The 25,134-nt window shown below is 69.0% G+C and carries 21 protein-coding genes; 10 read left to right on the forward strand and 11 right to left on the reverse strand.

Going from position 1 to position 25,134, the window contains the following annotated elements; translation table 11 throughout:
• Nucleotides 1-8 precede the first annotated feature (8 nt).
• Both murJ and ACWC9R_RS23045 read right to left on the reverse strand, forming a co-directional pair.
• Nucleotides 9-2,237, reverse strand: a complete 2,229-nt coding sequence (gene murJ, locus ACWC9R_RS23040) for a murein biosynthesis integral membrane protein MurJ (protein ID WP_450734103.1) — start codon at nt 2,235-2,237, stop codon at nt 9-11.
• A gap of 46 nt (nt 2,238-2,283) precedes the next feature.
• Nucleotides 2,284-4,539 (reverse strand): DUF6049 family protein, encoded by a 2,256-nt coding sequence (locus tag ACWC9R_RS23045; RefSeq protein ID WP_450734105.1) that lies wholly within the window; start codon nt 4,537-4,539, stop codon nt 2,284-2,286.
• 247 nt (nt 4,540-4,786) lie between these two features.
• On the opposite strand from ACWC9R_RS23045, the gene ACWC9R_RS23050 reads away from it, so the two are divergent.
• Entirely contained in the window at nt 4,787-6,262 is a 1,476-nt protein-coding gene (locus ACWC9R_RS23050; protein ID WP_450734107.1) for a CCA tRNA nucleotidyltransferase, read from the forward strand.
• Nucleotides 6,263-6,351: 89 nt separating this feature from the next.
• Here the strand turns inward: ACWC9R_RS23050 and ACWC9R_RS23055 are convergent, their stop codons facing one another.
• The 4 genes from ACWC9R_RS23055 to ACWC9R_RS23070 all read right to left on the reverse strand — a co-directional run bounded on the left by ACWC9R_RS23055 (nt 6,352) and on the right by ACWC9R_RS23070 (nt 10,203).
• On the reverse strand, nt 6,352-6,939 hold the full coding sequence (locus ACWC9R_RS23055; RefSeq protein WP_450734109.1) for an LppU/SCO3897 family protein: 588 nt from the start codon (nt 6,937-6,939) through the stop codon (nt 6,352-6,354).
• Nucleotides 6,940-7,055: 116 nt separating this feature from the next.
• Nucleotides 7,056-8,315 (reverse strand): MFS transporter, encoded by a 1,260-nt coding sequence (locus tag ACWC9R_RS23060; RefSeq protein WP_450734110.1) that lies wholly within the window; start codon nt 8,313-8,315, stop codon nt 7,056-7,058.
• Between the two features lie 79 nt (nt 8,316-8,394).
• A complete protein-coding gene (locus ACWC9R_RS23065) occupies nt 8,395-9,477 on the reverse strand; it encodes an inositol-3-phosphate synthase (protein WP_362600355.1) in 1,083 nt (360 codons plus the stop codon).
• A 45-nt stretch (nt 9,478-9,522) separates the two neighbouring features.
• On the reverse strand, nt 9,523-10,203 hold the full coding sequence (locus ACWC9R_RS23070) for a PadR family transcriptional regulator (protein ID WP_450734112.1): 681 nt from the start codon (nt 10,201-10,203) through the stop codon (nt 9,523-9,525).
• Nucleotides 10,204-10,564: 361 nt separating this feature from the next.
• On the opposite strand from ACWC9R_RS23070, the gene ACWC9R_RS23075 reads away from it, so the two are divergent.
• Entirely contained in the window at nt 10,565-13,216 is a 2,652-nt protein-coding gene (locus tag ACWC9R_RS23075) for a transglycosylase domain-containing protein (RefSeq protein ID WP_450734114.1), read from the forward strand.
• A gap of 120 nt (nt 13,217-13,336) precedes the next feature.
• Nucleotides 13,337-14,818, forward strand: coding sequence for a glycosyltransferase family 87 protein (locus ACWC9R_RS23080; protein WP_450734116.1), 1,482 nt, complete (start codon nt 13,337-13,339; stop codon nt 14,816-14,818).
• 85 nt (nt 14,819-14,903) lie between these two features.
• On the opposite strand, the gene ACWC9R_RS23085 is transcribed toward ACWC9R_RS23080, so the two are convergent.
• From ACWC9R_RS23085 to ACWC9R_RS23095, 3 genes are all read right to left on the reverse strand, one after another.
• Entirely contained in the window at nt 14,904-15,935 is a 1,032-nt protein-coding gene (locus ACWC9R_RS23085; RefSeq protein ID WP_450734118.1) for an alanine racemase, read from the reverse strand.
• 61 nt (nt 15,936-15,996) lie between these two features.
• Nucleotides 15,997-17,115, reverse strand: a complete 1,119-nt coding sequence (locus ACWC9R_RS23090; protein WP_362600342.1) for a lipid II:glycine glycyltransferase FemX — start codon at nt 17,113-17,115, stop codon at nt 15,997-15,999.
• Between the two features lie 124 nt (nt 17,116-17,239).
• The gene (locus ACWC9R_RS23095) at nt 17,240-17,554 is read right to left on the reverse strand and encodes a hypothetical protein (protein ID WP_362600339.1); all 315 of its coding nucleotides are present in this window, start codon (nt 17,552-17,554) and stop codon (nt 17,240-17,242) included.
• Nucleotides 17,555-17,783: 229 nt separating this feature from the next.
• Here ACWC9R_RS23095 and rpsF point away from each other — a divergent pair, with 229 nt between their 5' ends.
• The 4 genes from rpsF (at nt 17,784) to rplI (ending at nt 19,560) form a co-directional block, all read left to right on the forward strand.
• Nucleotides 17,784-18,074, forward strand: a complete 291-nt coding sequence (gene rpsF, locus ACWC9R_RS23100) for a 30S ribosomal protein S6 (RefSeq protein WP_006604399.1) — start codon at nt 17,784-17,786, stop codon at nt 18,072-18,074.
• A gap of 82 nt (nt 18,075-18,156) precedes the next feature.
• Nucleotides 18,157-18,747: a single-stranded DNA-binding protein gene (locus tag ACWC9R_RS23105; protein WP_362600336.1), complete on the forward strand. Its 591-nt coding sequence runs from the start codon at nt 18,157-18,159 to the stop codon at nt 18,745-18,747.
• A gap of 111 nt (nt 18,748-18,858) precedes the next feature.
• Nucleotides 18,859-19,095, forward strand: coding sequence for a 30S ribosomal protein S18 (gene rpsR, locus ACWC9R_RS23110; protein WP_003978893.1), 237 nt, complete (start codon nt 18,859-18,861; stop codon nt 19,093-19,095).
• Between the two features lie 18 nt (nt 19,096-19,113).
• Nucleotides 19,114-19,560 carry a 50S ribosomal protein L9 gene (gene rplI / locus ACWC9R_RS23115; protein WP_362600333.1) on the forward strand — a complete coding sequence of 149 codons (447 nt, stop codon included), beginning with the start codon at nt 19,114-19,116 and terminating at the stop codon, nt 19,558-19,560.
• Between the two features lie 79 nt (nt 19,561-19,639).
• Here rplI and ACWC9R_RS23120 read toward each other — a convergent pair whose 3' ends face one another.
• Nucleotides 19,640-20,488, reverse strand: a complete 849-nt coding sequence (locus tag ACWC9R_RS23120; protein ID WP_450734119.1) for a trypsin-like serine peptidase — start codon at nt 20,486-20,488, stop codon at nt 19,640-19,642.
• Between the two features lie 66 nt (nt 20,489-20,554).
• On the reverse strand, nt 20,555-21,892 hold the full coding sequence (locus ACWC9R_RS23125) for an MATE family efflux transporter (RefSeq protein WP_450734121.1): 1,338 nt from the start codon (nt 21,890-21,892) through the stop codon (nt 20,555-20,557).
• Between the two features lie 459 nt (nt 21,893-22,351).
• Between ACWC9R_RS23125 and dnaB the strand changes: the two genes are divergently transcribed.
• The 3 genes from dnaB to ACWC9R_RS23140 form a co-directional block, all read left to right on the forward strand.
• Nucleotides 22,352-23,830, forward strand: a complete 1,479-nt coding sequence (gene dnaB, locus ACWC9R_RS23130; protein WP_235463802.1) for a replicative DNA helicase — start codon at nt 22,352-22,354, stop codon at nt 23,828-23,830.
• 169 nt (nt 23,831-23,999) lie between these two features.
• Nucleotides 24,000-24,845: a helix-turn-helix transcriptional regulator gene (locus tag ACWC9R_RS23135; protein WP_450734123.1), complete on the forward strand. Its 846-nt coding sequence runs from the start codon at nt 24,000-24,002 to the stop codon at nt 24,843-24,845.
• Between the two features lie 41 nt (nt 24,846-24,886).
• A partial coding sequence (locus ACWC9R_RS23140; RefSeq protein ID WP_450734125.1) for a transposase occupies nt 24,887-25,134 on the forward strand: 248 nt, incomplete at its 3' end.

The following is a 25,134-nucleotide window of genomic DNA, read 5'->3' on the forward strand; positions in this document are numbered from 1 at the left end:
GTGCTCAATCAACGTCCAAGCTTCGACCGGACCATGCCTACCAGGGCGTTGAGTTCCTGGACGCGCATTTTGCGTGCGGCCGCGTAGAACACGGCCACAAGTGCGGCGGCGCCGGCGACCAGAGCGGCGAGCGACCCCAGGAACCCGCTGCCGAGCATCTGCATGATGCCGTACACCACGGCCCCGGAGATCACCGTGGCCGGAATGCTGGCACCGGCCAGCCGTGCGTAGGTCCGCACGACATGGGCGGTGTCGAGATCGCCGCCCATGCGCTTGCCCAGCCGCCGCCAGGCCACACCGACGCCGATGATGTACGCCAGTCCGTAGGAGGCCGCCATGCCGACCACGGCCCAGCGGGCGGGCAGCACCAGGAAGCAGAGGCCGGAGGCCGCTGCGTTGACGGCGGCGACGATCACCGTGTTGTAGAAGGGGGTGCGGGTGTCCTCGTACGCGTAGAAGGCGCGCAGGACGACGTACTGCACCGAGAACGGGATCAGGCCGACACCGAAGCCCATCAGCATGTAGCCCATCGGGATGCCGGCGCCGGACGAACCGTAGACCAGCGTGCACAGCGGGATGCCGAGGGAGAGGAAGCCGAACGAGATCGGGACGATGGCGACGGCGGAGGTGCGCAGGCCCTGCGAGATGTCGTCGCGGACGGCCCCGTTGTCGCCGTCGTGTGCCGAGCGGGCCAGTCGCGGCAGCAGGGCCGCCATCACGGAGACCGTGATGATCGCCTGCGGCATGTTCCAGATCAGCTGTGCGCTGGCGTACGAGATGAAGCCGGTGCCCGGGTGCCCCTGGTCGTTGGCGGTGTTTCCGGCCCAGGTGGAGAGCTGGGTGACGACCAGGACGCCGGCCTGGTTCGCGAGCACGAACAGCACCGTCCACTTGGCGAGCTTGGCGGCCTTGCCCAGGCCGTGGCCGCGCCAGTCGAAGCGGAGCCGGAGCTTGAAGTCGGCGTCGCGCAGGTACGGGATCATGGCCAGTGCCTGGACGACGAGCCCGAGGAGGGTGCCGATGCCCAGGAGCCGGATGCCCTCGTCGGGGACGGTGGTGACGCCGATGTGCGAGGTCTCCGCCGAGCCGTAGACCCAGAGGAACAGGCCGAAGGTGGCGATCATCACGATGTTGTTGAGGACCGGGGTCCACATCATCGCGCCGAAGCGGCCGCGGGCGTTGAGGATCTGTCCCATCACGACGTGCAGACCCATGAAGAAGATCGTGGGTACGCAGTAGCGGGTGAACGCGACGGCGACCTCGTTGGCCGCCGGGTCGCGGGAGATGTCGAAGGAGACCAGCTTCACCAGCAGTGGCGCCGCGAAGACCGACAGGACCGTCAGCACGCCGAGGACCACCATGACCAGCGTCAGCAGCCGGTTGGCGTAGGCCTCGCCGCCGTCGTCGTCCTCCTTCATCGCGCGGACCAGCTGCGGGACGAAGACGGAGTTCAGGCCGCCGCCGATGGTCAGGATGAAGATCATCGTCGGAAGCTGGTAGGCGACCTGCCAGGAGTCACCGAGCACCGCACCGCCGAGCGCCGCGACGATCAGTGCCGAGCGGACGAAGCCCGTGAGACGCGACACCATCGTGCCGGCGGCCATCACCGCGCTGGACTTGAGCAGACCGGACGCCCGGCCGCCGGAGGGCTTGCCGGCCGCCGCCACGGGGGCGGGCTCCGGCTCCGGCGCGGGCTGCTGGGGCACCGCCTCCGGACCGGGCACCGCGCCGGCCGCCGGGGTGCCCGGAGGCACCGGAGCGGGCTGCTGGGGCTCGTAGTGCTGCTGGTCGCGGTAGAGATGCGCGAAGGCGTCGGGCTCCGGACGCTCGCCGGCGGCCTGGGGGGCCAGGCCCTGGACGCCCAGGAACTGCGTCGTCGCCTGGGCATCGGCGTACGGATCGACGTACGGGAGGTGCTGGGTCGCGTCCTGCGGCCCGGACGGCGGGGGCGGGGCCCATTGCTGCTGCGGGTCGGGCGTGTGGCGGCCCGCGGCGGGCTGGTGGTAGAGCGGAGGCGCGGGCTGTCCCGGGGCCGGCGGTGGGTGAGCGGCGCGGTCGTAGCGCGCCTGGGTCACCGGCTCCTGTGCCGTCGGGTCCTGGGCGCGGTGCGGATCGTTGCGGTAGGCGTCCTGGACGTAAGGGTCCTGGTCCGCGGGCAACGGGGGCGTCGGAGGGACCGGGCGGGTGGGGTCGCCACTGGCGCCCCGGCCCCGGTCACCGTCATACGGCGCATTCATCGCTGCCCCACCTCATCCGTCGCCGGCCAACCGGCCCCGCTACCTATCAACGGTCCACTTTCTCACCTGAGCCGGACGGGTCGGAGCTTTCCGATCCGGTGTCCGGCGTGGGGTCACTCGGCTGCTCCGGCTCGTCACCGTCCGTGCCGCCGTTGTCGTCGTCCGTACCGCTGTCGCCGTCGGAACCCTCGCCGTCGGGCCCGTCGTCGGTGCGCTGGGAGGCCGCCCGCTTGCGCTGGAGGTAGATCCGCACACCCGCGAGGACCAGCAGCAGCACACCCCCGGCGATCACGAGCATCACCGTGGCGGTGATCTCCGTGACGTTCACCTGGAACCTCATGGGGGCACCGTAGGGCTTTCCGTCCGCCGTGTAGAGCTGGGCGGTCACCCAGGCCCGGCCGTTGGCGTTCGCCGTGGTGGCGAACTTGAACGACTGGCTGTGGCCGCCGTCCACCGTGATCGTCTGCGCCTTGCCCGCGTCCAGACGGTTGGGCTGGGACGAGGTCAGCTTCAGCGTCATGTCCTTGACGCCCTGGACCAGGTTGTTCTGGACCGTCACCGGAATCGTGGCGCTGCGCCCGGAGAGCGTCGCCCCCGACTTCTGGATCAGGTGCACCTTCCTGGTCAGACCGTCGAGGTAGTTGCGGACGGAGTGCCGGTAACTCGCGGCACCGCCGGCGTCGCCGCGCCACTCCGTCGACATCTCCCGCATTATGGCGCTGCCGAACGGGGTCACCACGCGCTGCGGCTGGGCCAGGATCACGCGGTAGTCGTCCAGTGCGGCCTGGGTGCCCTGGATCTGCCGGAAGGCGGAGGTGGGGAGTTCCTGCCGGCGGAGTGAGGAGGGGTAGGCGGCGCCGCTCGGGACCCGGCGGGTGGCCGAGCGGTCGGGCTTGGCCTTGGCCGCCTTGCCGAGGCTCAGCGGCTGGGACCAGCTCCCGGAGTCCTCCAGGGTCCGCAGCGCGGTGGCCATGGCGTGGGCCTGGCTGACCGACGGCATGCGCTGCGGCGCCACGACGACGCTGCGCTGCCGGCCGGGGTCCTCCAGGCTGATCATCTGGGTCTGGGCGACGAAGTTCTGGACCGCGTGGGCGGCCTTTCCGGTCTTCGACATATCGCCTTCGAAGGCCCGGGAGAGCTGGGCGTCCGCGACGATGGCCGTGTTGCCGCCGCCGATGGGGCGGGCCGCCGTCGGGGTGTAGGACAGCCCGCCGGTCTCCCGCAGGCTGTCGCTGCGGGTGATCACGTTGTGCGCACCGGCCGAGGTCGCGACGTCCACGACGGAGGAGTCGATCGCGCCGTCGACGGGCCAGGCGAAGTCCGTGCGCGGCTTCACATCGAGGATCGTGTCCACGGTCGTCTCGGCGAGGTCGGTGGCCGGGCCGAGGTGGCTGAGCGCGCTGGGCACGCCCTTGCCGTGATGGGCGAGCGAGGCCAGGTCGGGGTCGGCGAAGGGCAGCGCGACGACCTCATGCGTCATGGTCGCCTCTTCGAGATCGTGCAGCCACTGCTTGGCGACCGCCTGGTTCTTGCCCATGGGGCCGTCCGGGCCGTTCACCCGGTACGACTTGGTCATCGCGTCGACGGTCGCGAGCAGATCGGGATCGATGACGAAGGTCACCGGCAGGTTCTTGCTGAGCGCGACCATCTGCTGGAGCCGGCCGCCCGGCGCGAGCTCGGCGGCGAGGTCGTCGTTGCGGAAGACCGGCGTCTGCTGGGTGTCGGCGTCGGTCTCGGCGGTGAGGTGGGTGGAGGAGATCAGCGGCCACAGGTACGTGAGCTGCGTCTTCTTCGTGGCATCGGCCTCCTGCCAGGGCAGCAGCGTCCGGTCGAAACCGAGGACCTGGCCGTAGGGCGCGGCCTGCGAGCGCCCGGACACGGAGACACCGATCTGGTACACACCGTCCTTGTCGAGGCGGAGGTCCTTGACCGGCACGCTGAGGCTGAAGGGGCGGCTGACCCCGGGCTCCAGCTTGCCGATCTTCTTCTCGCTGCCGTCGATCTCCCTGCCGTCCGCGCTGGGCAGATACCCCGTGCGACGGGACACATTGTCGATGGAGCTACGGCCGCCGAGCGCGTCCCCGCGGTGCATGCCGACATGGGCGTCGGTGATCGTGCCGCGGCTGTCATTGGTCAGCGTGCCGGAGACCGTGACCTTGCCGCCCTTGGAGGGAGCGGGCGGGGTCATCGAGTCGATGGTGACGTCGACCGTGCGGGAGCCGGTCGGGGCCGCCTGGGCGGTGGAGGGGTGCGGGACCTGGAGCAGCCCCACGAGCAGGAGCACTCCAGTGAGCAGTGTCACGGTCCGTCGCAGCCATCGACCACGCGGCCGTTCAGTCGCCTGGAACCCTGCCGCCTCGGCCACGCGCTCGTCCGTCCCTCGTCGTCGTCAGTGGTCGTCGGAATGTGCGTCCACGAATGGTAACGAGGCCCGGCGCGTCGGAGTGCCGCGGACTGCTCCACATGATCGCGGAGCGGAGGCCCGTGCCCGGCCTGTCCCCTTTATTGCGTGGCGCCGGGTGCTGCGCGGCCACGTACCCTGTTTTGTTGTGCCGAACGCCAACAATGACCTCCACGCCCCGATCGCCGAGCGGACCGCGCAGCCGACGAACGCGCTGAACCATGTCCAGCGCCGTGCCGTGAGCGAGCTGCTGCGGGTGTCCCCCGTCGCGGATGACCTGGCCCGTCGATTCCAGGAGGCCGGGTTCACACTTGCCCTGGTCGGCGGCTCGGTCCGGGATGCGCTGCTGGGCCGGCTCGGCAATGACCTGGACTTCACCACCGATGCCCGGCCGGAGGACGTGCTGAAGATCGTCCGGCCGTGGGCGGACGCGGTCTGGGAGGTCGGCATCGCCTTCGGCACGGTCGGCTGCAAGAAGGACTCCTTCGACATCGAGGTCACGACCTACCGGTCCGAGGCCTACGACCGCACCTCCCGCAAGCCCGAGGTCTCGTACGGTGACTCCATCGAGCAGGACCTGGTGCGCCGGGACTTCACGGTGAACGCCATGGCGGTGCTGCTGCCGCAGAAGGAGTTCGTCGACCCGCACGACGGTCTGGAGGACCTGGCGGCGCGGGTGCTGCGGACGCCGGGGACGCCGGAGGAGTCGTTCTCCGACGATCCGCTGCGGATGATGCGCGCGGCCCGCTTCGCCGCGCAGCTGGACTTCGCGGTGGACCCCGAGGTCTTCGCCGCGATGAAGGCGATGTCGGACCGCATCGAGATCGTCTCCGCGGAGCGCGTACGGGACGAACTGAACAAGCTGATCCTGGCGCCGCACCCGCGCGAGGGGCTGCGGCTGCTGGTCGAATCGGGCCTGTCCGGGCATGTGCTGCCCGAGCTGCCCGCCCTGCGGCTGGAAAGTGACGAGCATCACCGCCACAAGGACGTCTACGAGCACTCGCTGACGGTGCTGGAGCAGGCGATCGACCTTGAGGAGAACGGGCCCGACCTCGTGCTGCGGCTGGCGGCTCTCCTGCACGACATCGGCAAGCCCCGGACGCGGCGCTTCGAGAAGGACGGCCGGGTCTCCTTCCATCACCACGAGGTGGTGGGCGCGAAGATGACCAAGAAGCGGATGACCGCGCTGAAGTACTCGAACGACCTGGTCAAGGACGTCTCGCGGCTGGTGGAGCTGCATCTGCGCTTCCACGGCTACGGGACGGGCGAGTGGACGGACTCCGCGGTCCGCCGGTACGTACGGGACGCCGGCCCGCAGCTGGAGCGGCTGCACAAGCTGACGCGCTCGGACTGCACCACCCGCAACAAGCGCAAGGCCGGGGCCCTGTCGCGCGCCTACGACGGGCTCGAGGAGCGCATCGCGCGGCTTCAGGATCAGGAAGAGCTGGACGCGATCCGTCCGGACCTGGACGGCAACGAGATCATGGAGGTTCTGGGCCTGCGCCCGGGGCCCGAGGTCGGCAAGGCGTACAAGCAGATGCTGGAGATCCGGCTGGAGCACGGGCCCATGGAGCGCGACGCGGCGATCGCTGCGTTGAAGGAGTGGTGGGCCGCTCAGAGCTGAGCCTGCAACGGGCGGTGTTTCACGTGAAACGAGGAGCGGTGTTTCACGTGAAACACCGCTCCTTTGTCTTCCGGCGCGTTCGGCGTGCGCTACTTCACCGAGGTCAGGCAGAGCACCATGCGGGTGTCGCCGCTCCTGCGCCGGTGCACGCTCTTGGTGTAGGCCGACTCGCCCTCGGCGCACACCGTCGGGTCCGTGGTGTTGTTGTGCACCTTGCTCACCTTGTACTCGGCTTCGGAGCTGCTGCAGTCCACCACCTTGAGCCCGTCGTCGAGTGAGCTGCTGGACTTCTGCACACAGTCACCGGCCTCAGCGTTCTCCGCGTCGTCCTGGCTGGTGATCCAGAAGAATGCGAAGGCGATCACCGCGATGACGAGCCCGATGGCCCTCAGGATCGACTTGACGGACCGGCGCTTGGCGGGCTGCGGCGGCGGAGGCATGGGAGCTCCGCCGTGCAGGGGCTGCTGAGGAGCCATCGGGTAACCCGCCGGCGGCTGCTGTCCGTACGGAGCCTGCGGCTGCGGCGGGTAGGCGTAGCCCTGGGGCTGGCCGTAGGGGGCCTGGGGCGCTTGCGGCGCCTGCGGATACGGGCTCTGGCCGTAGGGCGGCTGTCCGTAGGGCGGTTGCCCGTACGGCGCCTGGCCGTATGGATGCTGGCCCTGAGGCGGCGTGGTCATGGAACTCCCCCGATATTGATGTGTACAGGCTCGTGTTGCAGGACGCCCGTAAGGTATCTGGTCCCCGTGGCGCCCAGTTGCCGGGCCCAGGGGGCTGAGCGGCGAGGGGGCGATGACTAGCGGCGCACCGAGCGGACCGTCGCCGCGGCGATCAGCGCATAGAGCACGGTCACCATGCCCAGGAGCGCGGCGGACCGTCCGTCCGGAGGCAGCATGAGGGCCGCGACCGCGGCGGCCCCGACGAAGGCGACGTTGAAGAGCACGTCGTAGAGAGCGAAGGAGCGGCCGCGGAAGGCGTCATCGACCGTCGACTGGACGATCGTGTCCGTGGAGATCTTGGTTCCTTGGGTGCTCAGGCCGAGGACGAACGCGGCGGCCAGCATCGGACCCGGTGCGAAGAACAGCCCGAGAGACGGCAGCAGTACCGCGCCCAGCGCCGCGCAGGCCGCGATCCAGCCGAACGCGGTGAGCCGCGCGACGGCCCAGGGCGTGACGACCGCCGCCGCGAAGAAGCCCGCTCCTGACACGCCGACGGTGATCCCGAGCAGCGCCAGTCCCTCGGACTGGGTCGCGGCCCAGGAGTACCGGCACAGCATCAGCACCATGACCGTCAGCGCCCCGTAGCAGAAGCGCATCAGGGCCATCGCGATCAGTGCGCGGGCCGGGGTGCGCCGCTCGGCGAGATGGCGCAGCCCTTCCCTCAGCCCGCGCGCGGTGCTCAACAGGGCTGCCCGCAGGTGCGGTTGGAGGCGTGCCGGGTCGGGACCGAGCAGCTGTGGTGCCATGCGCAGGGAGGTCAGGGCCGAGCAGAAATAGAGGACCGCGGCGAGCAGTACGACGTAGGCGTCCACATCCGGGCCGGCCAGCCGGACGGCGAAGGCGAGCCCGCCGCCCGCAGTCGCGGCGAGCGTCCCGGCCGTAGGCGTCAGGGAGTTGGCCATGACCAGCTGTTCTTCCCCGTCGACCACCCGTGGCAGCGCGGCCGAGAGCCCGGCCAGGACGAAGCGGTTCACGGCGGTCACGGAGAGGGCCGAGGCATAGAAGAGCCAGTCGGCGGCCTCCGAGACGATCAGCGTCGCGGTGGCCATGGCCAGCAGGGAGCGCAGCAGGTTTCCGTACAGCAGGACCTGACGCCGCCGCCAGCGGTCGAGCAGCACCCCGGTGAACGGTCCGAGGAGGGAGTACGGGAGCAGCAGGATCGCCATGGCGGAGGCGATGGCGGCGGGTGAGGCCTGCCTCTCGGGCGAGAAGACGACGAAGGCGGCGAGCGCGACCTGGTACACCCCGTCGGCCGCCTGGGACAGGAGCCGTGCGGCAAGGAGCGAGCGGAAGTCGCGTAGCCGGAGTAATACGCGAAGGGCGCGCACAGCATGCATGACGCACAGCCTCACACAGCCCGCAGGCCCCCGGGCGGAATGCCCGGGGGCCTGCGGTGGGAGGGTGCGTCGGGGCGGCTCAGCGCTCGACGTCGCCGTTGATGAACTTCTCGACGTTCTCCCGTGCCTCGTCGTCGAAGTACTGCACCGGCGGCGACTTCATGAAGTACGAGGACGCGGAGAGGATCGGGCCGCCGATGCCGCGGTCCTTGGCGATCTTCGCGGCGCGCAGGGCGTCGATGATGACACCCGCGGAGTTCGGGGAGTCCCAGACCTCGAGCTTGTACTCCAGGTTCAGCGGAACGTCACCGAAGGCGCGGCCCTCCAGGCGGACGTACGCCCACTTGCGGTCGTCCAGCCAGGCCACGAAGTCCGACGGACCGATGTGGACGTTGTCCTCGCCCAGCTCACGGTCCCGGATCTGGGAGGTGACGGCCTGGGTCTTGGAGATCTTCTTGGACTCCAGGCGCTCGCGCTCGAGCATGTTCTTGAAGTCCATGTTGCCGCCGACGTTCAGCTGCATCGTGCGGTCCAGGATGACGCCCCGGTCCTCGAAGAGCTTGGCCATCACACGGTGCGTGATCGTGGCGCCGACCTGCGACTTGATGTCGTCACCGACGATCGGGACACCGGCCTCGGTGAACTTGTCCGCCCACTCCTTGGTGCCGGCGATGAAGACCGGGAGGGCGTTGACGAAGCCGACCTTGGCGTCGATGGCGCACTGGGCGTAGTACTTCGCGGCGTCCTCGGAGCCGACCGGGAGGTAGCAGACCAGCACGTCGGCCTGCGTGTCCTTGAGGACCTGGACGACGTCGACCGGGGCCTCGGCGGACTCCTCGATCGTCTGGCGGTAGTACTTGCCCAGGCCGTCGAGGGTGTGACCGCGCTGGACCTGGACGCCGGCGTTCGGCACGTCGCAGATCTTGATGGTGTTGTTCTCGCTGGCGCCGATGGCATCCGCGAGGTCGAGCCCGACCTTCTTGGCGTCGACGTCGAAGGCGGCCACGAACTCGATGTCACGCACGTGGTAGTCGCCGAACTGCACGTGCATGAGGCCGGGCACGCGGCTCTTCGGGTCGGCGTCCTTGTAGTACTCGACGCCCTGTACCAGCGAGGCGGCGCAGTTGCCCACGCCGACGATGGCTACGCGAACCGAACCCATTCCGGTTGCTCCCTGTGTTCTCGATGAGGACTGCACAGCAGAGCCTCATGTGGTGGTGTCATCGGACGGATCCGGCCGGGAACCACCCCGGTGCCGGGGCAGGCCGCCCGTATCTCCTGACTGGTTCTTCGTGTCCTGCGCTGCGGAACCCGTGGGGCGCCGGTCACGCCCGGCGCGCTCACTCTCGATGAGCTCGTTCAGCCAACGGACTTCGCGTTCCACGGATTCCATGGCGTGCCGCTGCAGTTCGAGGGTGTAGTCGTCCAGCCGCTCCCGGGACCTGGCCAGAGAGGTACGCATCCTCTCCAGGCGCTCCTCCAGCCGGCTGCGGCGGCCTTCCAGCACGCGCATCCGTACGTCCCGCGAGGTCTGGCCGAAAAACGCGAAGCGGACGCCGAAGTGCTCGTCCTCCCAGGCGTCCGGCCCGGAGTGGGCGAGCAACTCCTCGAAGTGTTCTTTGCCCGCTGCGGTCAATCTGTAGACGATCTTGGCCCGGCGCCCTGTCAGAGAGGCAGCGGGTACGCCCTCCGGGGCGCCGTCCGTCTCCTCGATCAGCCAGCCGCTGGCGACCAGCGCCTTGAGGCAGGGGTAGAGGGTGCCGTAGCTGAACGCACGGAAGACCCCGAGCGAGGTGTTGAGCCGTTTTCGCAGCTCATAGCCGTGCATCGGGGACTCGCGGAGCAGGCCGAGGACGGCGAACTCGAGGATGCCGGAGCGTCTGCTCATCCTCCGCCTCCTTGGTCCGGTGCGTTCTTTATGTCGTGCTGATGTATCGACTCGATACATCCAGACGATAGAACGGCCACCGGGGCGGAACAAGTGGGGGCACGGTGAACGGCATCACATCACCGAATCGTTCTCATCAACCTGACTGATTTGGAGTGAATTTCAACACTGGGCAGGTTTTGGCCGTGCGTAGTCTGTGCGGCATGCAGACTGCCGGGAACCGTGGGCCGATATCTGGCGTCCTCATCCTCGGTGTAGTGCGGCCCGTGCCTCAGGAACGGGTCGTGCATCGGGGGGACCTGAAGACAACTGCCGCCTTCAGGCGACGAGAAAGCGCGCCTGCCCGAGGAGTATTCGTTCCATGAGCGAGCACCGTCGCAAACCGCCACAGCCGCAGAGTGGCGGACGTGCCGCGGCCCGACGCGCCGCGCAGCAGTCATCGGGACGCCGTGCGGCGCCTTCCCGTGGCTCGGCTGCCGGTCCTGCCTCTCACTCCGAGCCGTCCGGTCACGAACCGGGGCAGGGTGGGCGCGCCGACGCCCGTAGAGCCGCCCAGCGCGGCGGCCGCAGGCGGTCGTCCGACGCCGCCGCGACAGCTGCCGGTGGCGGTGCCGGAGGGCGTGGCGGCGGTGGCCGCCGAGGCGGTGGCGGCGGCGGTCACGAGGGCGGCCGCGGTCGCGGCGGCGGGCAGCCCGCGAAGAAGCGCCTCATCGACTATCCGCGGGCCGGCCGCGTCGGCTGGCGGCGCTTCGTGCCGTCGTGGAAGCAGGTCACCACGCTGTGCGTCGGGTTCATAGGGTTGATCGTGGGCGCCTCCGGCGTCGCGCTGGCCCTGGTGCACGTGCCCAGCGAGAGTGACGCCGCCAAGTCGCAGAACAACGTCTACCTCTGGGCCGACGGCTCGGTCATGGCGCGGGACGGTGAGACGAACCGGCAGAACGTCACGATCAGCGAGATCCCGAGCGAGATGCAGAACGCCGCGATCGCCGCGGAGAACGCGTCATTCCGGACGGACTCGGGTGTGGACCCGATGGGCATCGCCCGCGCGGTGGTCAACATGGCCAGGGGCGGCGAGACCCAGGGCGGTTCGACCATCACCCAGCAGTACGTGAAGAACGCGATGCTGAGCCAGGAGCAGACCCTTGACCGTAAGTTCAAGGAGCTGTTCATCGCGATCAAGGTCGGCTGGTCGAAGAGCAAGGACCAGATCCTTCAGGGCTATCTGAACACCAGCTACTACGGCCGTGGGGCGTACGGCATCCAGGCGGCGGCCCAGGCGTACTACGGCAAGGACGCCGAGAAGCTGAACGCGAACGAGAGCGCCTTCCTGGCCACCGTGCTCAAGGGCGCCGACCTGTACGACCCGGCGGGCGGTACCAGCCCGGGGGCCACGCGGGCGGCGAACACCAAGCGCGCCAAGGCGCGGTGGTCCTGGATTCTCGACCGGGAGGTCGAGAACGGCCTCCTGTCCAAGACGCAGCGGAACAAGTACCGGGGGAACTTCCCGAGGCCTGATCTGCCGAAGCCGGTGGCCAGCAAGGGCGGCCAGATCGGCTACATGATGGACACCGCGAAGAAGTACGTGCTGAAGAACTCGAGCGTCAGCGAACCCCGGTTCGACAAGGGTGGCTACACGATCCACACCACCTTCAGCCGGAAGAAGACCAACCAGCTCGAGACCGCGGTCAAGAACGTCAACAAGCGGTACATCAACCCCAAGAAGCGCGCGAAGGACAAATTCGTCCAGTTCGGCGGCGCCTCGGTGGTGCCGGGAGACGGCAAGATCGTCGCCCTGTACGGCGGCGAGGGCTATGACAAGGGGCACTTCAGCAACAACGCGGACACCTTCGGCGTGCCGGTCGGCTCGACGTGGAAGCCGTTCGTGCTGGCGGCGGCGATGAAGTACGGAACGGTCGAGAGCAACGGGGTGCCGGTCAGGCAGGACAGCCGGTACAACGGCGATGACCACCTCAGGGTGAAGGACGCCCAGGGCGGCTACGTCAAGAGGCGGGACGGCTCGTACTTCTTCCAGGAGAACGAGAGCAACCATCCCTGGGGCTACATCTCGTTGACCAAGGCGATGGAGCAGTCGGTCAACACCCCGTTCGTGCAGCTCGGTATGGACGTCGGGATGGCCAAGGTCCGGGAAATGGCGGAGTCCACGGGTATCTCGAGGGCCAGCTTCGACAAGAACCTCAACCCGTCCTTCGCGCTGGGCACCTCCACACCGAGCGCGATTCGTATGGCCGATGCCTATGCCACGTTCGCCATGTCGGGGACGAAGGTGGAGCCGTACTCGGTGACGAAGGTGACGTACAAGGGAGACGACCTGGACGGCTTCGAGAAGCCCGCGAGCGCGACGGCGATGAGTGCCAACATCGCCAACAACGTGACCAAGGTGCTCGAGAACGTCATCGACAACGGCACGGCGAAGGAAGCCAAGCGGCTGAACATGCCGGCTGCGGGCAAGACCGGAACCACCGACGAGAACAAGTCGGCCTGGTTCGTCGGCTACACCAAGCAGCTGTCGACGGCCATCACGATGTTCCGTGAGGACGCCGGGAACCCGCGTCAGCTGTCCATGAACGGTGTCGGTGGCTTTGACTCGATCCACGGTGGTGCGCTGCCCACCGAGGTGTGGACCGAGTACATGCTCCGGGCGATGAAGGGCGTGACCCCGGAGTCCTTCCCGCCGGCCACGCCCATCGGGCAGCGGCTGGACCAGGAAGGGGTGCCGACGCCCACGCCGACGCCCACGCCGTCGGACACGCCGTCGAGCTCGCCGTCGGAGTCTCCCAGCGAGTCCTCTTCCCCGACGAACTCTCCGAGCCCGACCCCGACCGACAGCTGCTCCCCGTGGGACCTGAACTGCAGGGACAACGGTGGGGCCGGCAATGGCGGTAACGGCAATGGCGCAGGTGGTCCCGGCGGCGGCCCCGGAGGTACGAGTCCGTCGCCTGAGCCGACGGACCCGACAGACGGTGGAGGCTGGCTCGGTGGTCCGAACGGCTGACCGTTTCACGTGAAACGCTGAATGTTTCACGTGAAACGCGGAGCAACGAAGCCCTCGCCCGGTTTGCCCGGGCGGGGGCTTCGCCGTCTTCCGCTCATGGCCGTACGGCAGGATGGGGCCATGACGAGCGTGCGAGAGGACGATTCGGTACGGCCGACGAAGCGGGACGAGGTGGCAGCGGCCGGGAGCGAGCTGATCGGGGGGCCGATCGGCCGACGCGCACTGCTCGGGACGCACTGGCTGACGCCGGTACGGATCATCGCGCTTGTCGCCATCGGGATGTTCGCGCTGGGCATGGTGCAGAAGCTGCCCTGCTACAACGGCGGCTGGTTCTTCGGCGCCACGAGCCAGTACACCCACGCCTGCTACTCCGATATCCCCCACCTCTACGCGGGGCGGGGCTTCGCCGATGGCCTGATCCCGTATTTCGACCGGCTGCCCGGCGATATGGAGTACCTCGAGTACCCCGTGCTCACCGGTGTCTTCATGGAGGTCGCCTCCTGGATGACTCCGCACGACGGGGGAATCCAGTACCGCGAACAGATCTACTGGCTGGTCAATGCCGGCATGCTGATGATCTGCGCCGCCGTCATCGCGGTGTGCGTGACGCGCACCCACCGCCGGCGCCCCTGGGACGGCCTCCTGGTCGCCCTGGCGCCCGCCTTCGCCCTCACCGCCACCATCAACTGGGATCTGCTGGCGATCGCCCTGACGGCCGCCGGGATGCTGATGTGGTCACGCAGCCGCCCGCTGGCGGCCGGCGTCCTCATCGGGCTGGCCACCGCCGCGAAGCTGTACCCGGTGCTGCTGCTGGGCCCGCTGCTGGTGCTGTGCTGGCGTGCGGGCACCTGGCGCGCGTATCGGAAGGCGCTGGTGGGTGCCGTCGTGTCCTGGCTGGTGGTGAACCTGCCGGTGATGATCACCCATGATGCCGCGGGCTTCCACATCCGGGAGGGCTGGGCGAAGTTCTACACGTTCAGCCAGGAACGGCCCATCGACTTCGGTTCGATCTGGCTGCTGATCTCTCAGCGCACCGGGAATCCCCTGGAGGACGCCAACACCTACGCCACGCTGCTGATGATCGTGGGCTGCGGCGCCATCGGGCTGCTGACCCTCTTCGCACCGCGTCGGCCGCGGTTCGCGCAGCTCGCGTTCCTCGTCGTCGCGCTGTTCATCCTCACCAACAAGGTCTATTCGCCGCAGTACGTCCTGTGGCTGACCCCGCTCGCCGCGCTCGCCCGGCCGCGGTGGCGGGACTTCCTGATCTGGCAGGCCTGCGAGGTCATGTACTTCCTGGGGATCTGGACGTACCTCGCCTACACAGGAAGCGGTGACAAGCACCAGGGGCTGCCGACCGAGGGCTACCAACTGGCCATCGCGCTGCACCTCTTGGGCACCCTCTACCTGTGCGCACTGGTCGTACGGGACATCCTGATGCCGGAGCGCGACGTGGTCCGCAGGGACGGGGGCGACGATCCCTCGGGCGGAGTCCTGGACCGCAGTCCCGATGTGTTCGTGCTGGGAAGGGCCTACCACCGGCCCCGGCACGCGGTGCAGTTCCAGGCGGCTCCCCAGGTGAACTGGGGCACCCTGCGGGAGTGAGCCGGCCCCGGCGTGCACGCACCGGGCCCGGTGCCGCAGAGGAGGTCTGCGGCACCGGGCCCTTGGCGTCTGACTGCGTCCCGGCTCAGCGGTCCACGAGGCGGTCGAACTGCGTGGTGGTGTGCCGCAGATGGGCCACCAGCTCCTCGCCGACCTGCGGCTGCGGGGCATCGCCCGGCACGAACAGGATCGACACCTGCATGTGCGGGGGCTCCGCGAACCAGCGCTGCTTCCCGGCCCACACGTACGGCGCGAGATTGCGGTTCACGGTCGCCAGTCCGGCCCGGGCCACGCCCTTGGCGCGCGGCATCACCCCGTGCAGGGCCTTCGGCGACTCCAGGCCGACACCGTGCGAGGTGCCGCCCGCGACCACGACCAGGTAGCCGTCGGAGGCCGCCTTCTGCTGGCGGTAGCCGAAGCGTTCGCCCTTGGCGACCCGGGTGACATCGAGCACCGAACCGCGGTACTCGGTGGCCTCGTGGTCGCCGAGCCACAGCCGGGTACCGATCCGCGCGCGGAAGTGCGTCTGAGGGAACTGCTGCTGGAGACGGGCGAGTTCATCGGCCTTGAGGTGGCTGACGAACATGGTGTGCAGCGGGAGGCGGGCGGCGCGGAGCTGGTCCATCCAGCCGATGACCTCCTCGACCGCGTCGGACCCGTCGGCGCGGTCCAGCGGGAGGTGGATCGCGAAGCCCTCGAGCCGGATGTCCTCGATCGCCGCGGCCAGCTTCGGTAGGTCCTCCGGCTTGACGCCATGGCGCTTCATGCTGCTCATGACCTCGATGACGACCCGGGCACCGACCAGGCCGCCGACCCCCTCGACCGAGGACACCGAGCGGATCGCCCGGTCGGGCAGCGGCACCGGCTCCTCGCCGTGCCGGAACGGCGTCAGGACCAGCAGATCACCGCTGAAGAAGTCCTTGATGCGGGCCGCTTCGTAGGTCGTCCCGACCGCGAGGACGTCGGCACCGAGGCGGGTGGCCTCGTCGGCGAGGCGCTCATGGCCGAAGCCGTAGCCGTTGCCCTTGCAGACCGGGACCAACCCGGGGAACTGCTGGAGAACGCTCTGCTGATGCGCCCGCCAGCGCGCGGTGTCGACGTAGAGGGTGAGCGCCATGGCCGGGGCCGGAACCTTTCTCGTGGCTGTGTCTCAGGGTGACGAACGGTGCGGTGGAGCGTCAGCGGCGCGCCATGTAGAGGTCGAACGCCTTGTGCAGCAGCTTGTTGAGCGGGAAGTCCCACTCGCCGAGGTACTCCGCCGCCTGCCCACCCGTGCCGACCTTGAACTGGATCAGGCCGAAGAGGTGGTCGTTCTCGTCGAGCGAGTCGCTGATGCCGCGGAGGTCGTAGACCGAGGCGCCGAGCGCGTAGGAGTCCTGCAGCATCTTCCACTGCATGGCGTTGGAGGGCCGGACCTCGCGGCCGATGTTGTCCGAGGCGCCGTAGGAGTACCAGACGTGCCCGCCGACGACGAGCATCGTCGCGGCCGACAGGTTCACGCCGTTGTGGCGGGCGAAGTACAGCCGCATGCGGTTGGGGTCCTCGGAGTTGAGGGCCGTCCACATGCGCTGGAAGTAGCTGAGCGGACGCGGCCGGAACTGGTCGCGCACCGCGGTGATCTCGTAGAGCCGCTGCCACTCGGCCAGGTCGTCGTAGCCGCCCTGGACCACCTCGACACCGGCCTTCTCGGCCTTCTTGATGTTGCGGCGCCACAGCTGGTTGAAGTTCTTGTGGACGTCTTCCAGCGAACGGTCGGCCAGCGGCACCTGGAAGACGTACCGGGGCTGCACGTCGGCGAAGCCGGCGCCGCCGTCCTCGCCCTGCTGCCAGCCCATCCGGCGCAGCTTGTCGGCCACCTCGAAGGCGCGCGGCTCGATGTGGGTCGCCTCGACGTCCCGCAGCCGTTTGACGTCCGGGTTCTGGATTCCGGACTTGATCGCCGGGGCGTCCCAGCGGCGGATGATGACCGGCGGGCCCATCTTCACGGTGAAGGCGCCGTGCTGCTTGAGATGCGCGAGCATCGGCTGCAGCCAGTCCTCCAGGTTCGGCGCGTACCAGTTGATGACCGGGCCCTCGGGGAGGTACGCGAGGTAGCGCTTGACCTTGGGCACCTGGCGGTACAGGACCAGGCCGGCGCCGACCATCTCGCCGCTCGCGTCGAACCAGCCGAGGTTCTCCGCGCGCCATTCCGCCTTGACGTCGGCCCAGGCAGGAACCTGCATGTGGCTGGCCGCGGGCAGGCTCTGGATATATGCCAGATGCTGCTCTCGGCTGATGGTCCTCAGGGTCAGGCTCATGCGGGGCGCTCCTCGGGCAGGTGTGTCCCCATGGTCGGGGCTCCGGCTCTCGCGCCGAAGCCTACTGTGACCACGGAGCGCCCCGTCTGGGCCATACGGGCCGGGGCCCCGGATGGCCCGCCGGTCAGCCGATGAGACCGCCGAAGAGGCCGCCGTGTGCCAGGCCGAGGTAGAAGCCGACGGCCGCCGCCCCGAGCCCGATGATCAACAGGAAGCGCTCGCCGGTCGTCGACGAGATGAACTGCCCCCACAGGCCGGTGCCGATGCCGATCAGACCGACCCAGGAGCTGACCAGGTGCAGGCTGGGAGAGAGCGTGGTGAAGACGGCGATCGCGCCGAGCACCACGGTCACGATGGCGAAGGTGTTCTCGACGGGATGGTCCTTGCCGTCACTGTTGAGAAGCGACAGCAGACTGCGCTGGGTCCGTGCCTGTGCCATGCGGCACCTCCGATGACAGGGCGGCGCACTGTAACGCCGCTCACACCCGTTGTGTTCCAGATTGCGGGGTAGGGCGGACGGATTTCAACCGGAAGGCTTCAGGCAGGTACTCTGTACGGTCTGCGCCTATGTCTGCCCGGAGTACCCGGACGGGCCCGGCGCGGAACGCATACGACCCTCCTGCCACGGAACGACCGTGGCCGCTGAGTCCAAAGGAGGTGGGTTCTACATGCGTCACTACGAGGTGATGGTCATCCTCGACCCCGATCTCGAGGAGCGCGCTGTCTCCCCGCTGATCGAGAACTTCCTCTCCGTCGTCCGTGAGGGCAACGGAAAGGTCGAGAAGGTCGACACCTGGGGCCGTCGTCGTCTCTCTTACGAGATCAAGAAGAAGCCCGAGGGCATCTACTCGGTCATCGACCTGCAGGCCGAGCCTGCGGTCGTCAAGGAGCTCGACCGTCAGATGAACCTGAACGAGTCGGTCCTCCGGACCAAGGTCCTCCGTCCCGAGACCCACTGAACGCGTCAGCGTCCAGCGGTAACCGGGTTCGAGTAGCAGCAACACCAGCAGCCAGCAGCACACCCGCCGAGAGGTTCCCCTAATGGCAGGCGAGACCGTCATCACGGTTGTCGGCAATCTTGTCGACGACCCCGAGCTGCGCTTCACCCCGTCCGGTGCGGCGGTCGCGAAGTTCCGCGTCGCGTCCACTCCCCGCACCTTCGACCGCCAGACCAATGAGTGGAAGGACGGCGAGAGCCTGTTCCTGACCTGCTCGGTGTGGCGTCAGGCGGCGGAAAACGTCGCCGAGTCCCTGACGCGGGGTACCCGCGTGGTCGTCCAGGGCCGCCTCAAGCAGCGGTCGTACGAGGACCGCGAGGGCGTGAAGCGCACGGTCTACGAGCTCGACGTCGAGGAAGTGGGCGCGAGCCTCAAGAACGCCACAGCCAAGATCACCAAGACCAGCGGTCGTGGTGGCCAGGGCGGCGGCTTCGGTGGCGGCGGTCAGCAGGGCGGCGGCCAGGGTGGCGGCGGCTGGGGCGGCGGCCCCGGCGGCGGTCAGCAGGGTGGCGGCGCTCCTGCCGACGACCCGTGGGCGACCGGCGGTCCGTCCGGCGGTGGCCAGCAGGGTGGCGGCGGCGGTGGCTGGGGCGGTGGCTCCGGCGGCGGCTACTCGGACGAGCCGCCCTTCTAGGTCCGTACAGCCGGCCCGCTTCCGCGCCGTTTCACGTGAAACGGCGCCGTGATGCGGCCGGGGGCCTTGAGGGCGTCAGCACAAACTTCTTGAACTCATTGGAGAGAGATAATGGCGAAGCCGCCTGCTCGCAAGCCTAAGAAGAAGGTTTGCGTGTTCTGCAAGGAGAAGATCTCCTACGTCGACTACAAGGACACGAACCTGCTGCGGAAGTTCATTTCCGACCGCGGCAAGATCCGTGCCCGCCGGGTCACCGGCAACTGCACTCAGCACCAGCGTGACGTCGCCACGGCAGTGAAGAACAGCCGTGAGATGGCGCTGCTGCCCTACACGTCCACCGCGCGATAAGGGAAGGGTGACCGAATCATGAAGATCATCCTCACCCACGAGGTCTCCGGCCTCGGCACCGCCGGCGACGTCGTTGACGTCAAGGACGGGTACGCCCGCAACTACCTGGTCCCGCGTGGTTTCGCGATCCGCTGGACCAAGGGTGGCGAGAAGGACGTCGAGCAGATCCGTCGCGGTCGCAAGATCCGCGAGATCGCCACGATCGAGCAGGCCAACGAGGTCAAGGGCCAGCTCGAGGGCGTCAACGTGAAGCTGGCCGTCCGTGCCGGCGACGCGGGTCGTCTGTTCGGCTCCGTCACCCCGGCCGACGTCGCCTCGGCGATCAAGGCCGCCGGTGGTCCGGACGTCGACAAGCGCCGTGTCGAGTTCGGTTCGCCGATCAAGACCCTGGGCGCGCACCAGATCTCCGTGCGTCTGCACGCCGAGGTCGTGGCGAAGCTCGGCGTTGAGGTCATCGCCGCGTAATCGCAGTTCCACGCCGGAGGGCCGCATCCCGTCACCGGGGTGCGGCCCTTCGCCGTGTGCGGAGCGCGGACGGACCGCGTCAGTCCTCTTCCTGGGCGCGTTTGTAGAGGGCGGCGACGTCGTCGTCGAAGTACGCGGCGTAGGAGACATCGTCCTCGTCGCCGCCGCCTTCGTGGCCGCCCAGGACGCCGATGACCGTGCCGGTGTGGCTCTTGGGGTCGTAGTCGGCGAGCCAGGGGCTGCCGCTGGTACCGCCCTCGAAGTGGGTGCAGTGGATGCGCAGCTGGGTGGTGCTGAACTTCGTGGTGCGGTTCTGGCAGGAGATCGGGGTGTCGCGGCTGGTGGGGTAGCCGGTGATCTTGACCTCGTTGCGGTAGCCACGGTCGATCCCGAGGGTGTTGCCGCCGAGGACGTCCTGGATCTGCTTGCCCTTCTTCTTTTCGAGGACGAGGAAGGCGACATCGAGGTCCTCGTCGTTGGACTCGGTCCAGCGGTCGTCGAGGACCACCTTCTTGACCTTCCACAGGCCGGTGGGCTCATCGTGGTCGCGGTAGTCGGGGGCGAAGACCAGGTCGTCCACCGGCGTTTTGCCGTCGCTGTCGAAGGCACAGTGCGCCGCGGTGATGAGCATGTTCCGGCCCGGGCTCTGCACCACGCTCGCGGTGCAGAAGTGGTCGCCGGAGTCGTCCTTCTCGAAGAGCGCACCGACCCGGGCGTTCTGCTCGGTGCGGCGCGGGGTGTAGGCGTTGCCGTCGCCGGCCGGGGCCGTCGCGGCGGGGTCCTGGTCCTGGGGGTCCTGGCCCGCCTCGCCGGATTTGCCGAAGCTGCTGCGGCCGCTGCCGCCGCTGCTGCTGTTCGTATCGGCGTCCTCCGTGGCGTACCCCACCACAGCAGCGGCCAGCATGACGACGAACGTCAGGGGCAGCACGGAATTCCTGGCCAGTGAGTGCACAGGGTCATTATTGACACGCGCTGCGTGTTACGGGGAGATGCTTCAACGAGAGGCTCCGGTCACAATCCACCGGCCGGACCGGGTGCGCAGCCACAGGGTCAGCATCCGCACGGTCATCATCAGGGCCATCGCCCACCACAGGGCGACCAGTCCGCCGCCGAGCAGCGGGACGGCCAGCGCCACCGGCGCGAACAGGGCCAGCGTCACGACCATGGCCCAGGCGAGATAGGGCCCGTCCCCGGCCCCCATCAGCACGCCGTCGAGGATGAAGACGATGCCGGAGACCGGCTGGGTCGCGGCCACGACCAGCAGCGTGCTGAGCAGCGGCCCCTGTACCGCGGGGTCGGCGGTGAACAGCGGGATGAACAGCGGGCGGGCCAGCGCGACCAGCACGCCGAGGACCAGGCCCGCGGCGATGCCCCACTGGACCATGCGACGGCAGGCGGCCCTGGCGCCGTCGCGGTCCCCCGCGCCGAGGTAGCGGCCGATGATGGCCTGCCCGGCGATGGCTATCGCGTCCAGCGCGAAGGCCAGCAGGGACCACAGCGTGAGCACGATCTGGTGGGCGGCGATCTCGGCGTCGCCGAGCCGGGCGGCGACGGCAGTGGCGATCATCAGCACCGCGCGCAGCGAGAGCGTACGGACCAGCAGCGGCACCCCGGCCTGGGCCGAGGCGCGGATTCCCGCTGCGTCGGGACGCAGCGTGGCCCCGTGCCGCCGTGCGCCGCGGACGACCACGGCGAGGTAGACCGCGGCCATACCGCACTGGGCGAGGACCGTGCCCCAGGCGGAGCCCGCGATGCCGAGGCCGGCGCCGTAGACCAGGCCGATGTTGAGCGCGGCGTTGACGGAGAAGCCGCCGACGGCGACGTAGAGCGGGGTCCTGGTGTCCTGGAGGCCGCGGAGCACGCCGGTGGCGGCCAGCACGACGAGCATCGCGGGGATGCCGAGCGCGCTGATGCGAAGGTAGGTCGTGGCGTACGGGGCGGCGGTGCCGGAGGCGCCGAAGACCTCGACGAGCCACGGGGCGGTGGGCAGCACCACCGCGATGACGGCGGCGCCGAGCAGCAGGGCGAGCCAGATGCCGTCCATACCCTGGCGGATGGCGGCGGGCAGGTCGCCGGCGCCGACCCGGCGGGCGACCGCGGCGGTGGTGGCGTAGGCGAGGAAGACGAACACGGAGACGGCGGTGGTCAGCAGGGCGGCCGCCACACCGAGGCCGGCGAGCTGGGGGGTGCCGAGGTGGCCGATGACGGCGCTGTCGACCATGACGAAGAGGGGTTCCGCGACCAGGGCGCCGAAGGCGGGCAGTGCCAGGGCGATGATCTCGCGGTCATGGCGGCGGCCGGTGCGGCGCGGTGGCGCGGGAGCCTGGGTCATGCGCGCAATCTAATCTTCCACAGGTAAGAGATGCAAACCATTGGCAGTCCTTACTTTCCGCTGTGCGGAGTTACCTCCCCTGTGCCCTTTGTCGTGATCTTGAACAGGAGGCGGAAGTTTTTCTTCCCCACAGGCTATGGATGACGAAAGTACAGGTCAGGGGCTTGAGGGTGGGGTGAGTGTGGGCTTGTCCACAGAAGTTTCCCCCGGGCCGTGCACAGGATCTGGGGAGTTCTCCACAGCTGTAGGGCGGTCATCCACATGGCCTGTGGATAACCAGATTGGCGGACGGTGCCCGCGGGCCTACCGTGGTCCGGCACCCGCCGCCTGTTCCGGCTATGAGACATCGTCCGAACTCGACGCGCCGTAACCGGAGTCGGGCGTCTCGATTGTCAGAGCTGTGCCGTAAGAAAGAACCGCACAGCAAGGTCCGCGCCGCGGACGGGAGGAGGTGCCGGGGTGAGCATTCCCGAGCCCATGGAAGACCCCTGGGCGGACTCCGGTCCCAGCGACCTGCTGCCGGCCGCACGCTCCCGGCGGGGCGAGGGCAAGGGACGCGGCCGCGGCGACCGGCAGGACCGTGACGACGACGGCGGCGGCTCCTGGAACGGCGGCTTCGAGCGGGTCCCGCCGCAGGATCTGGACGCCGAGCAGTCCGTGCTCGGCGGCATGCTGCTGTCCAAGGACGCCATCGCGGACGTCGTCGAGGTCCTCAAGGGCGAGGACTTCTACCGCCCCGCCCATGAGCTGGTCTACCAGGCGATCCTCGACCTCTACGCCAAGGGCGAGCCGGCCGACCCGATCACCATCGCCGCGGAGCTCACCAAGCGCGGTGAGATCGCCCGGGTCGGCGGCGCCTCGTATCTGCACACCCTCGTCCAGTCCGTACCGACCGCCGCGAACGCCGAGTACTACGCCGAGATCGTCCATGAGCGTGCCGTGCTGCGCCGCCTGGTCGAGGCGGGCACCCGGATCACGCAGATGGGATACGCCGCGGACGGCGATGTCGACGAGATCGTCAACAGCGCCCAGGCGGAGATCTACGCTGTCACGGAGCAGCGGACCAGCGAGGACTACCTTCCGCTCGGCGACATCATGGAAGGCGCCCTCGACGAGATCGAGGCGATCGGCTCCCGCCAGGGCCAGATGACGGGTGTGCCGACGGGCTTCACCGACCTGGACTCCCTGACCAACGGCCTGCACCCGGGCCAGATGATCGTGATCGCGGCCCGTCCCGCCATGGGTAAGTCGACCCTCGCCCTGGACTTCGCGCGGGCCTGCTCGATCAAGAGCAACCTGCCGAGCGTGATCTTCTCGCTGGAAATGGGGCGCAACGAGATCGCGATGCGTCTGCTGTCCGCCGAGGCGCGGGTGGCGCTGCATCACATGCGTTCCGGCAGCATGACGGACGAGGACTGGACGCGGCTGGCGCGCCGCATGCCGGACGTCTCGGCCGCGCCGCTGTACATCGACGACTCGCCGAACCTCTCGATGATGGAGATCCGCGCGAAGTGCCGCCGGCTCAAGCAGCGCAACGAACTCAAGCTGGTGGTCATCGACTACCTCCAGCTGATGCAGTCCGGCGGCTCGAAGCGCGCCGAGAGCCGTCAGCAGGAGGTCTCGGACATGTCCCGTAACCTCAAGCTGCTGGCGAAGGAGCTGGAACTCCCGGTCATCGCGCTCTCCCAGCTGAACCGCGGTCCCGAGCAGCGCACGGACAAGAAGCCGATGGTCTCCGACCTCCGTGAGTCCGGTTCCATCGAGCAGGACGCGGACATGGTCATCCTGCTGCACCGCGAGGACGCCTACGAGAAGGAGTCCCCGCGCGCCGGCGAGGCCGACCTGATCGTGGCCAAGCACCGTAACGGCCCCACGGCCACGATCACCGTGGCCTTCCAGGGCCACTACTCCCGCTTCGTGGACATGGCGCAGACCTGAGGGGTGGGGCGTGAGGCCCCGCAACTCCGGCGGCCGTCACGGCGGTTCGTCACCGTCCGGCCGGGTCCGTCAGTAAGCGGGGCGGTCCGGAAGCCGCCGGCCAGGACGGGTGTTGCCTGGGTGCCCCACACCCAGGCAGCGCACCGCCTCTCGTGCTTAACCTCGGGGTATGTCCGACAACCCCCTGGGAGACTTCCTGCGCGCCCGGCGCTCCCGCCTGCGGCCGGAGGACGTCGGCATGGCGAGCTACGGCGTACGGAGAGTGGCCGGGCTGCGCCGTGAGGAGGTCGCCGTGCTGGCCGGAGTGAACGTCGACTACTACACGCGCCTCGAACAGGGCCGGGAACGTCATCCCTCGTCCCAGGTCCTCGACGCCCTCAGCCGGGCGTTCCAGCTCGACTCCGAGGCCCGCGCCCACCTCCACCGGCTGGCCGGCATCGCACCGCACGACCGCCCGGCGCCGCAGCGGAACGTGGTCAGCCCGGAGCTGCGCCAGCTCATGGACGGCTACGCCACCACCCCGGCCTTCGTCGTCAACCGCGCCCTGGACATCCTGGCCGCCAACGCCCTGGCCGACGCCCTGTACGCGCCCTTCAGCCCCGCGGACAACCTCGCCCGGATGGCCTTCCTCGATCCGGCCGGCCGGGACTTCTACACCCGCTGGGACTGGACCGCGCAGGCCACCGTGGCCAACCTTCGCCAGTCGGCCGGCTGCGATCCCGACAACCCCCGGCTGAACGCGCTCATCGGCACCCTGACCGAGCGGAGCCCCGCCTTCTCGGCGCTCTGGCAGGCCCATGGCGTGCGCGGCAAGACCCGGGAGGCCAAGCTGCTCAACCACCCCGAGGTCGGGCCGCTCACCCTCACCTACCAGGCCTTTGACGTCCGTGACGCCCCCGGCCAGCAACTCGTCATCTACCACGCCGAACCCGGCAGTCCGAGCGCCGAGGCACTGGCCCTGCTCGGCACCCTCGACGCCACCCGGCGGCAGACGGCACGAGACCCGCACCCCTAGGGGGTGTCTTCAAATGATCTCGGGTGGTAGATCATGGTCGGGTGATACGTCGTCATGAACTGTCCGATGCCGAGTGGGAGTTCGTCCGGCCGCTGTTGCCTCAGTCGTTGCGGGGTCGGAAGCGGTTGGATGACCGCACCGTGCTCAACGGCATCGTGTGGAAGTTCCGTACGGGCACGGCCTGGCGGGACGTTCCCGAGCGGTACGGCCCGTGGGCCACGCTGCACACCCGCTTCCGGCGCTGGACCCTGGACGGCACTTTCGAGCGGATGCTCCGGGCCGCCCAGGC

It is taken from the genome of Streptomyces sp. NPDC001219, from assembly GCF_053597915.1.

What these genes read in the sequence shown, in the direction of transcription:
- ACWC9R_RS23090 (WP_362600342.1), bottom strand. Translation starts at nt 17,115, where the DNA reads ATGAGCCTGACCCTGAGGACCATCAGCCGAGAGCAGCATCTGGCATAT.
- rpsF (WP_006604399.1), top strand. Translation starts at nt 17,784, where the DNA reads ATGCGTCACTACGAGGTGATGGTCATCCTCGACCCCGATCTCGAGGAG.
- ACWC9R_RS23060 (WP_450734110.1), bottom strand. Translation starts at nt 8,315, where the DNA reads ATGCATGCTGTGCGCGCCCTTCGCGTATTACTCCGGCTACGCGACTTC.
- murJ (WP_450734103.1), bottom strand. Translation starts at nt 2,237, where the DNA reads ATGAATGCGCCGTATGACGGTGACCGGGGCCGGGGCGCCAGTGGCGAC.
- ACWC9R_RS23075 (WP_450734114.1), top strand. Translation starts at nt 10,565, where the DNA reads ATGAGCGAGCACCGTCGCAAACCGCCACAGCCGCAGAGTGGCGGACGT.
- ACWC9R_RS23105 (WP_362600336.1), top strand. Translation starts at nt 18,157, where the DNA reads ATGGCAGGCGAGACCGTCATCACGGTTGTCGGCAATCTTGTCGACGAC.
- ACWC9R_RS23080 (WP_450734116.1), top strand. Translation starts at nt 13,337, where the DNA reads ATGACGAGCGTGCGAGAGGACGATTCGGTACGGCCGACGAAGCGGGAC.
- ACWC9R_RS23125 (WP_450734121.1), bottom strand. Translation starts at nt 21,892, where the DNA reads ATGACCCAGGCTCCCGCGCCACCGCGCCGCACCGGCCGCCGCCATGAC.
- ACWC9R_RS23055 (WP_450734109.1), bottom strand. Translation starts at nt 6,939, where the DNA reads ATGACCACGCCGCCTCAGGGCCAGCATCCATACGGCCAGGCGCCGTAC.
- ACWC9R_RS23065 (WP_362600355.1), bottom strand. Translation starts at nt 9,477, where the DNA reads ATGGGTTCGGTTCGCGTAGCCATCGTCGGCGTGGGCAACTGCGCCGCC.
- rpsR (WP_003978893.1), top strand. Translation starts at nt 18,859, where the DNA reads ATGGCGAAGCCGCCTGCTCGCAAGCCTAAGAAGAAGGTTTGCGTGTTC.
- rplI (WP_362600333.1), top strand. Translation starts at nt 19,114, where the DNA reads ATGAAGATCATCCTCACCCACGAGGTCTCCGGCCTCGGCACCGCCGGC.
- ACWC9R_RS23095 (WP_362600339.1), bottom strand. Translation starts at nt 17,554, where the DNA reads ATGGCACAGGCACGGACCCAGCGCAGTCTGCTGTCGCTTCTCAACAGT.
- ACWC9R_RS23070 (WP_450734112.1), bottom strand. Translation starts at nt 10,203, where the DNA reads ATGAGCAGACGCTCCGGCATCCTCGAGTTCGCCGTCCTCGGCCTGCTC.
- ACWC9R_RS23085 (WP_450734118.1), bottom strand. Translation starts at nt 15,935, where the DNA reads ATGGCGCTCACCCTCTACGTCGACACCGCGCGCTGGCGGGCGCATCAG.
- ACWC9R_RS23135 (WP_450734123.1), top strand. Translation starts at nt 24,000, where the DNA reads ATGTCCGACAACCCCCTGGGAGACTTCCTGCGCGCCCGGCGCTCCCGC.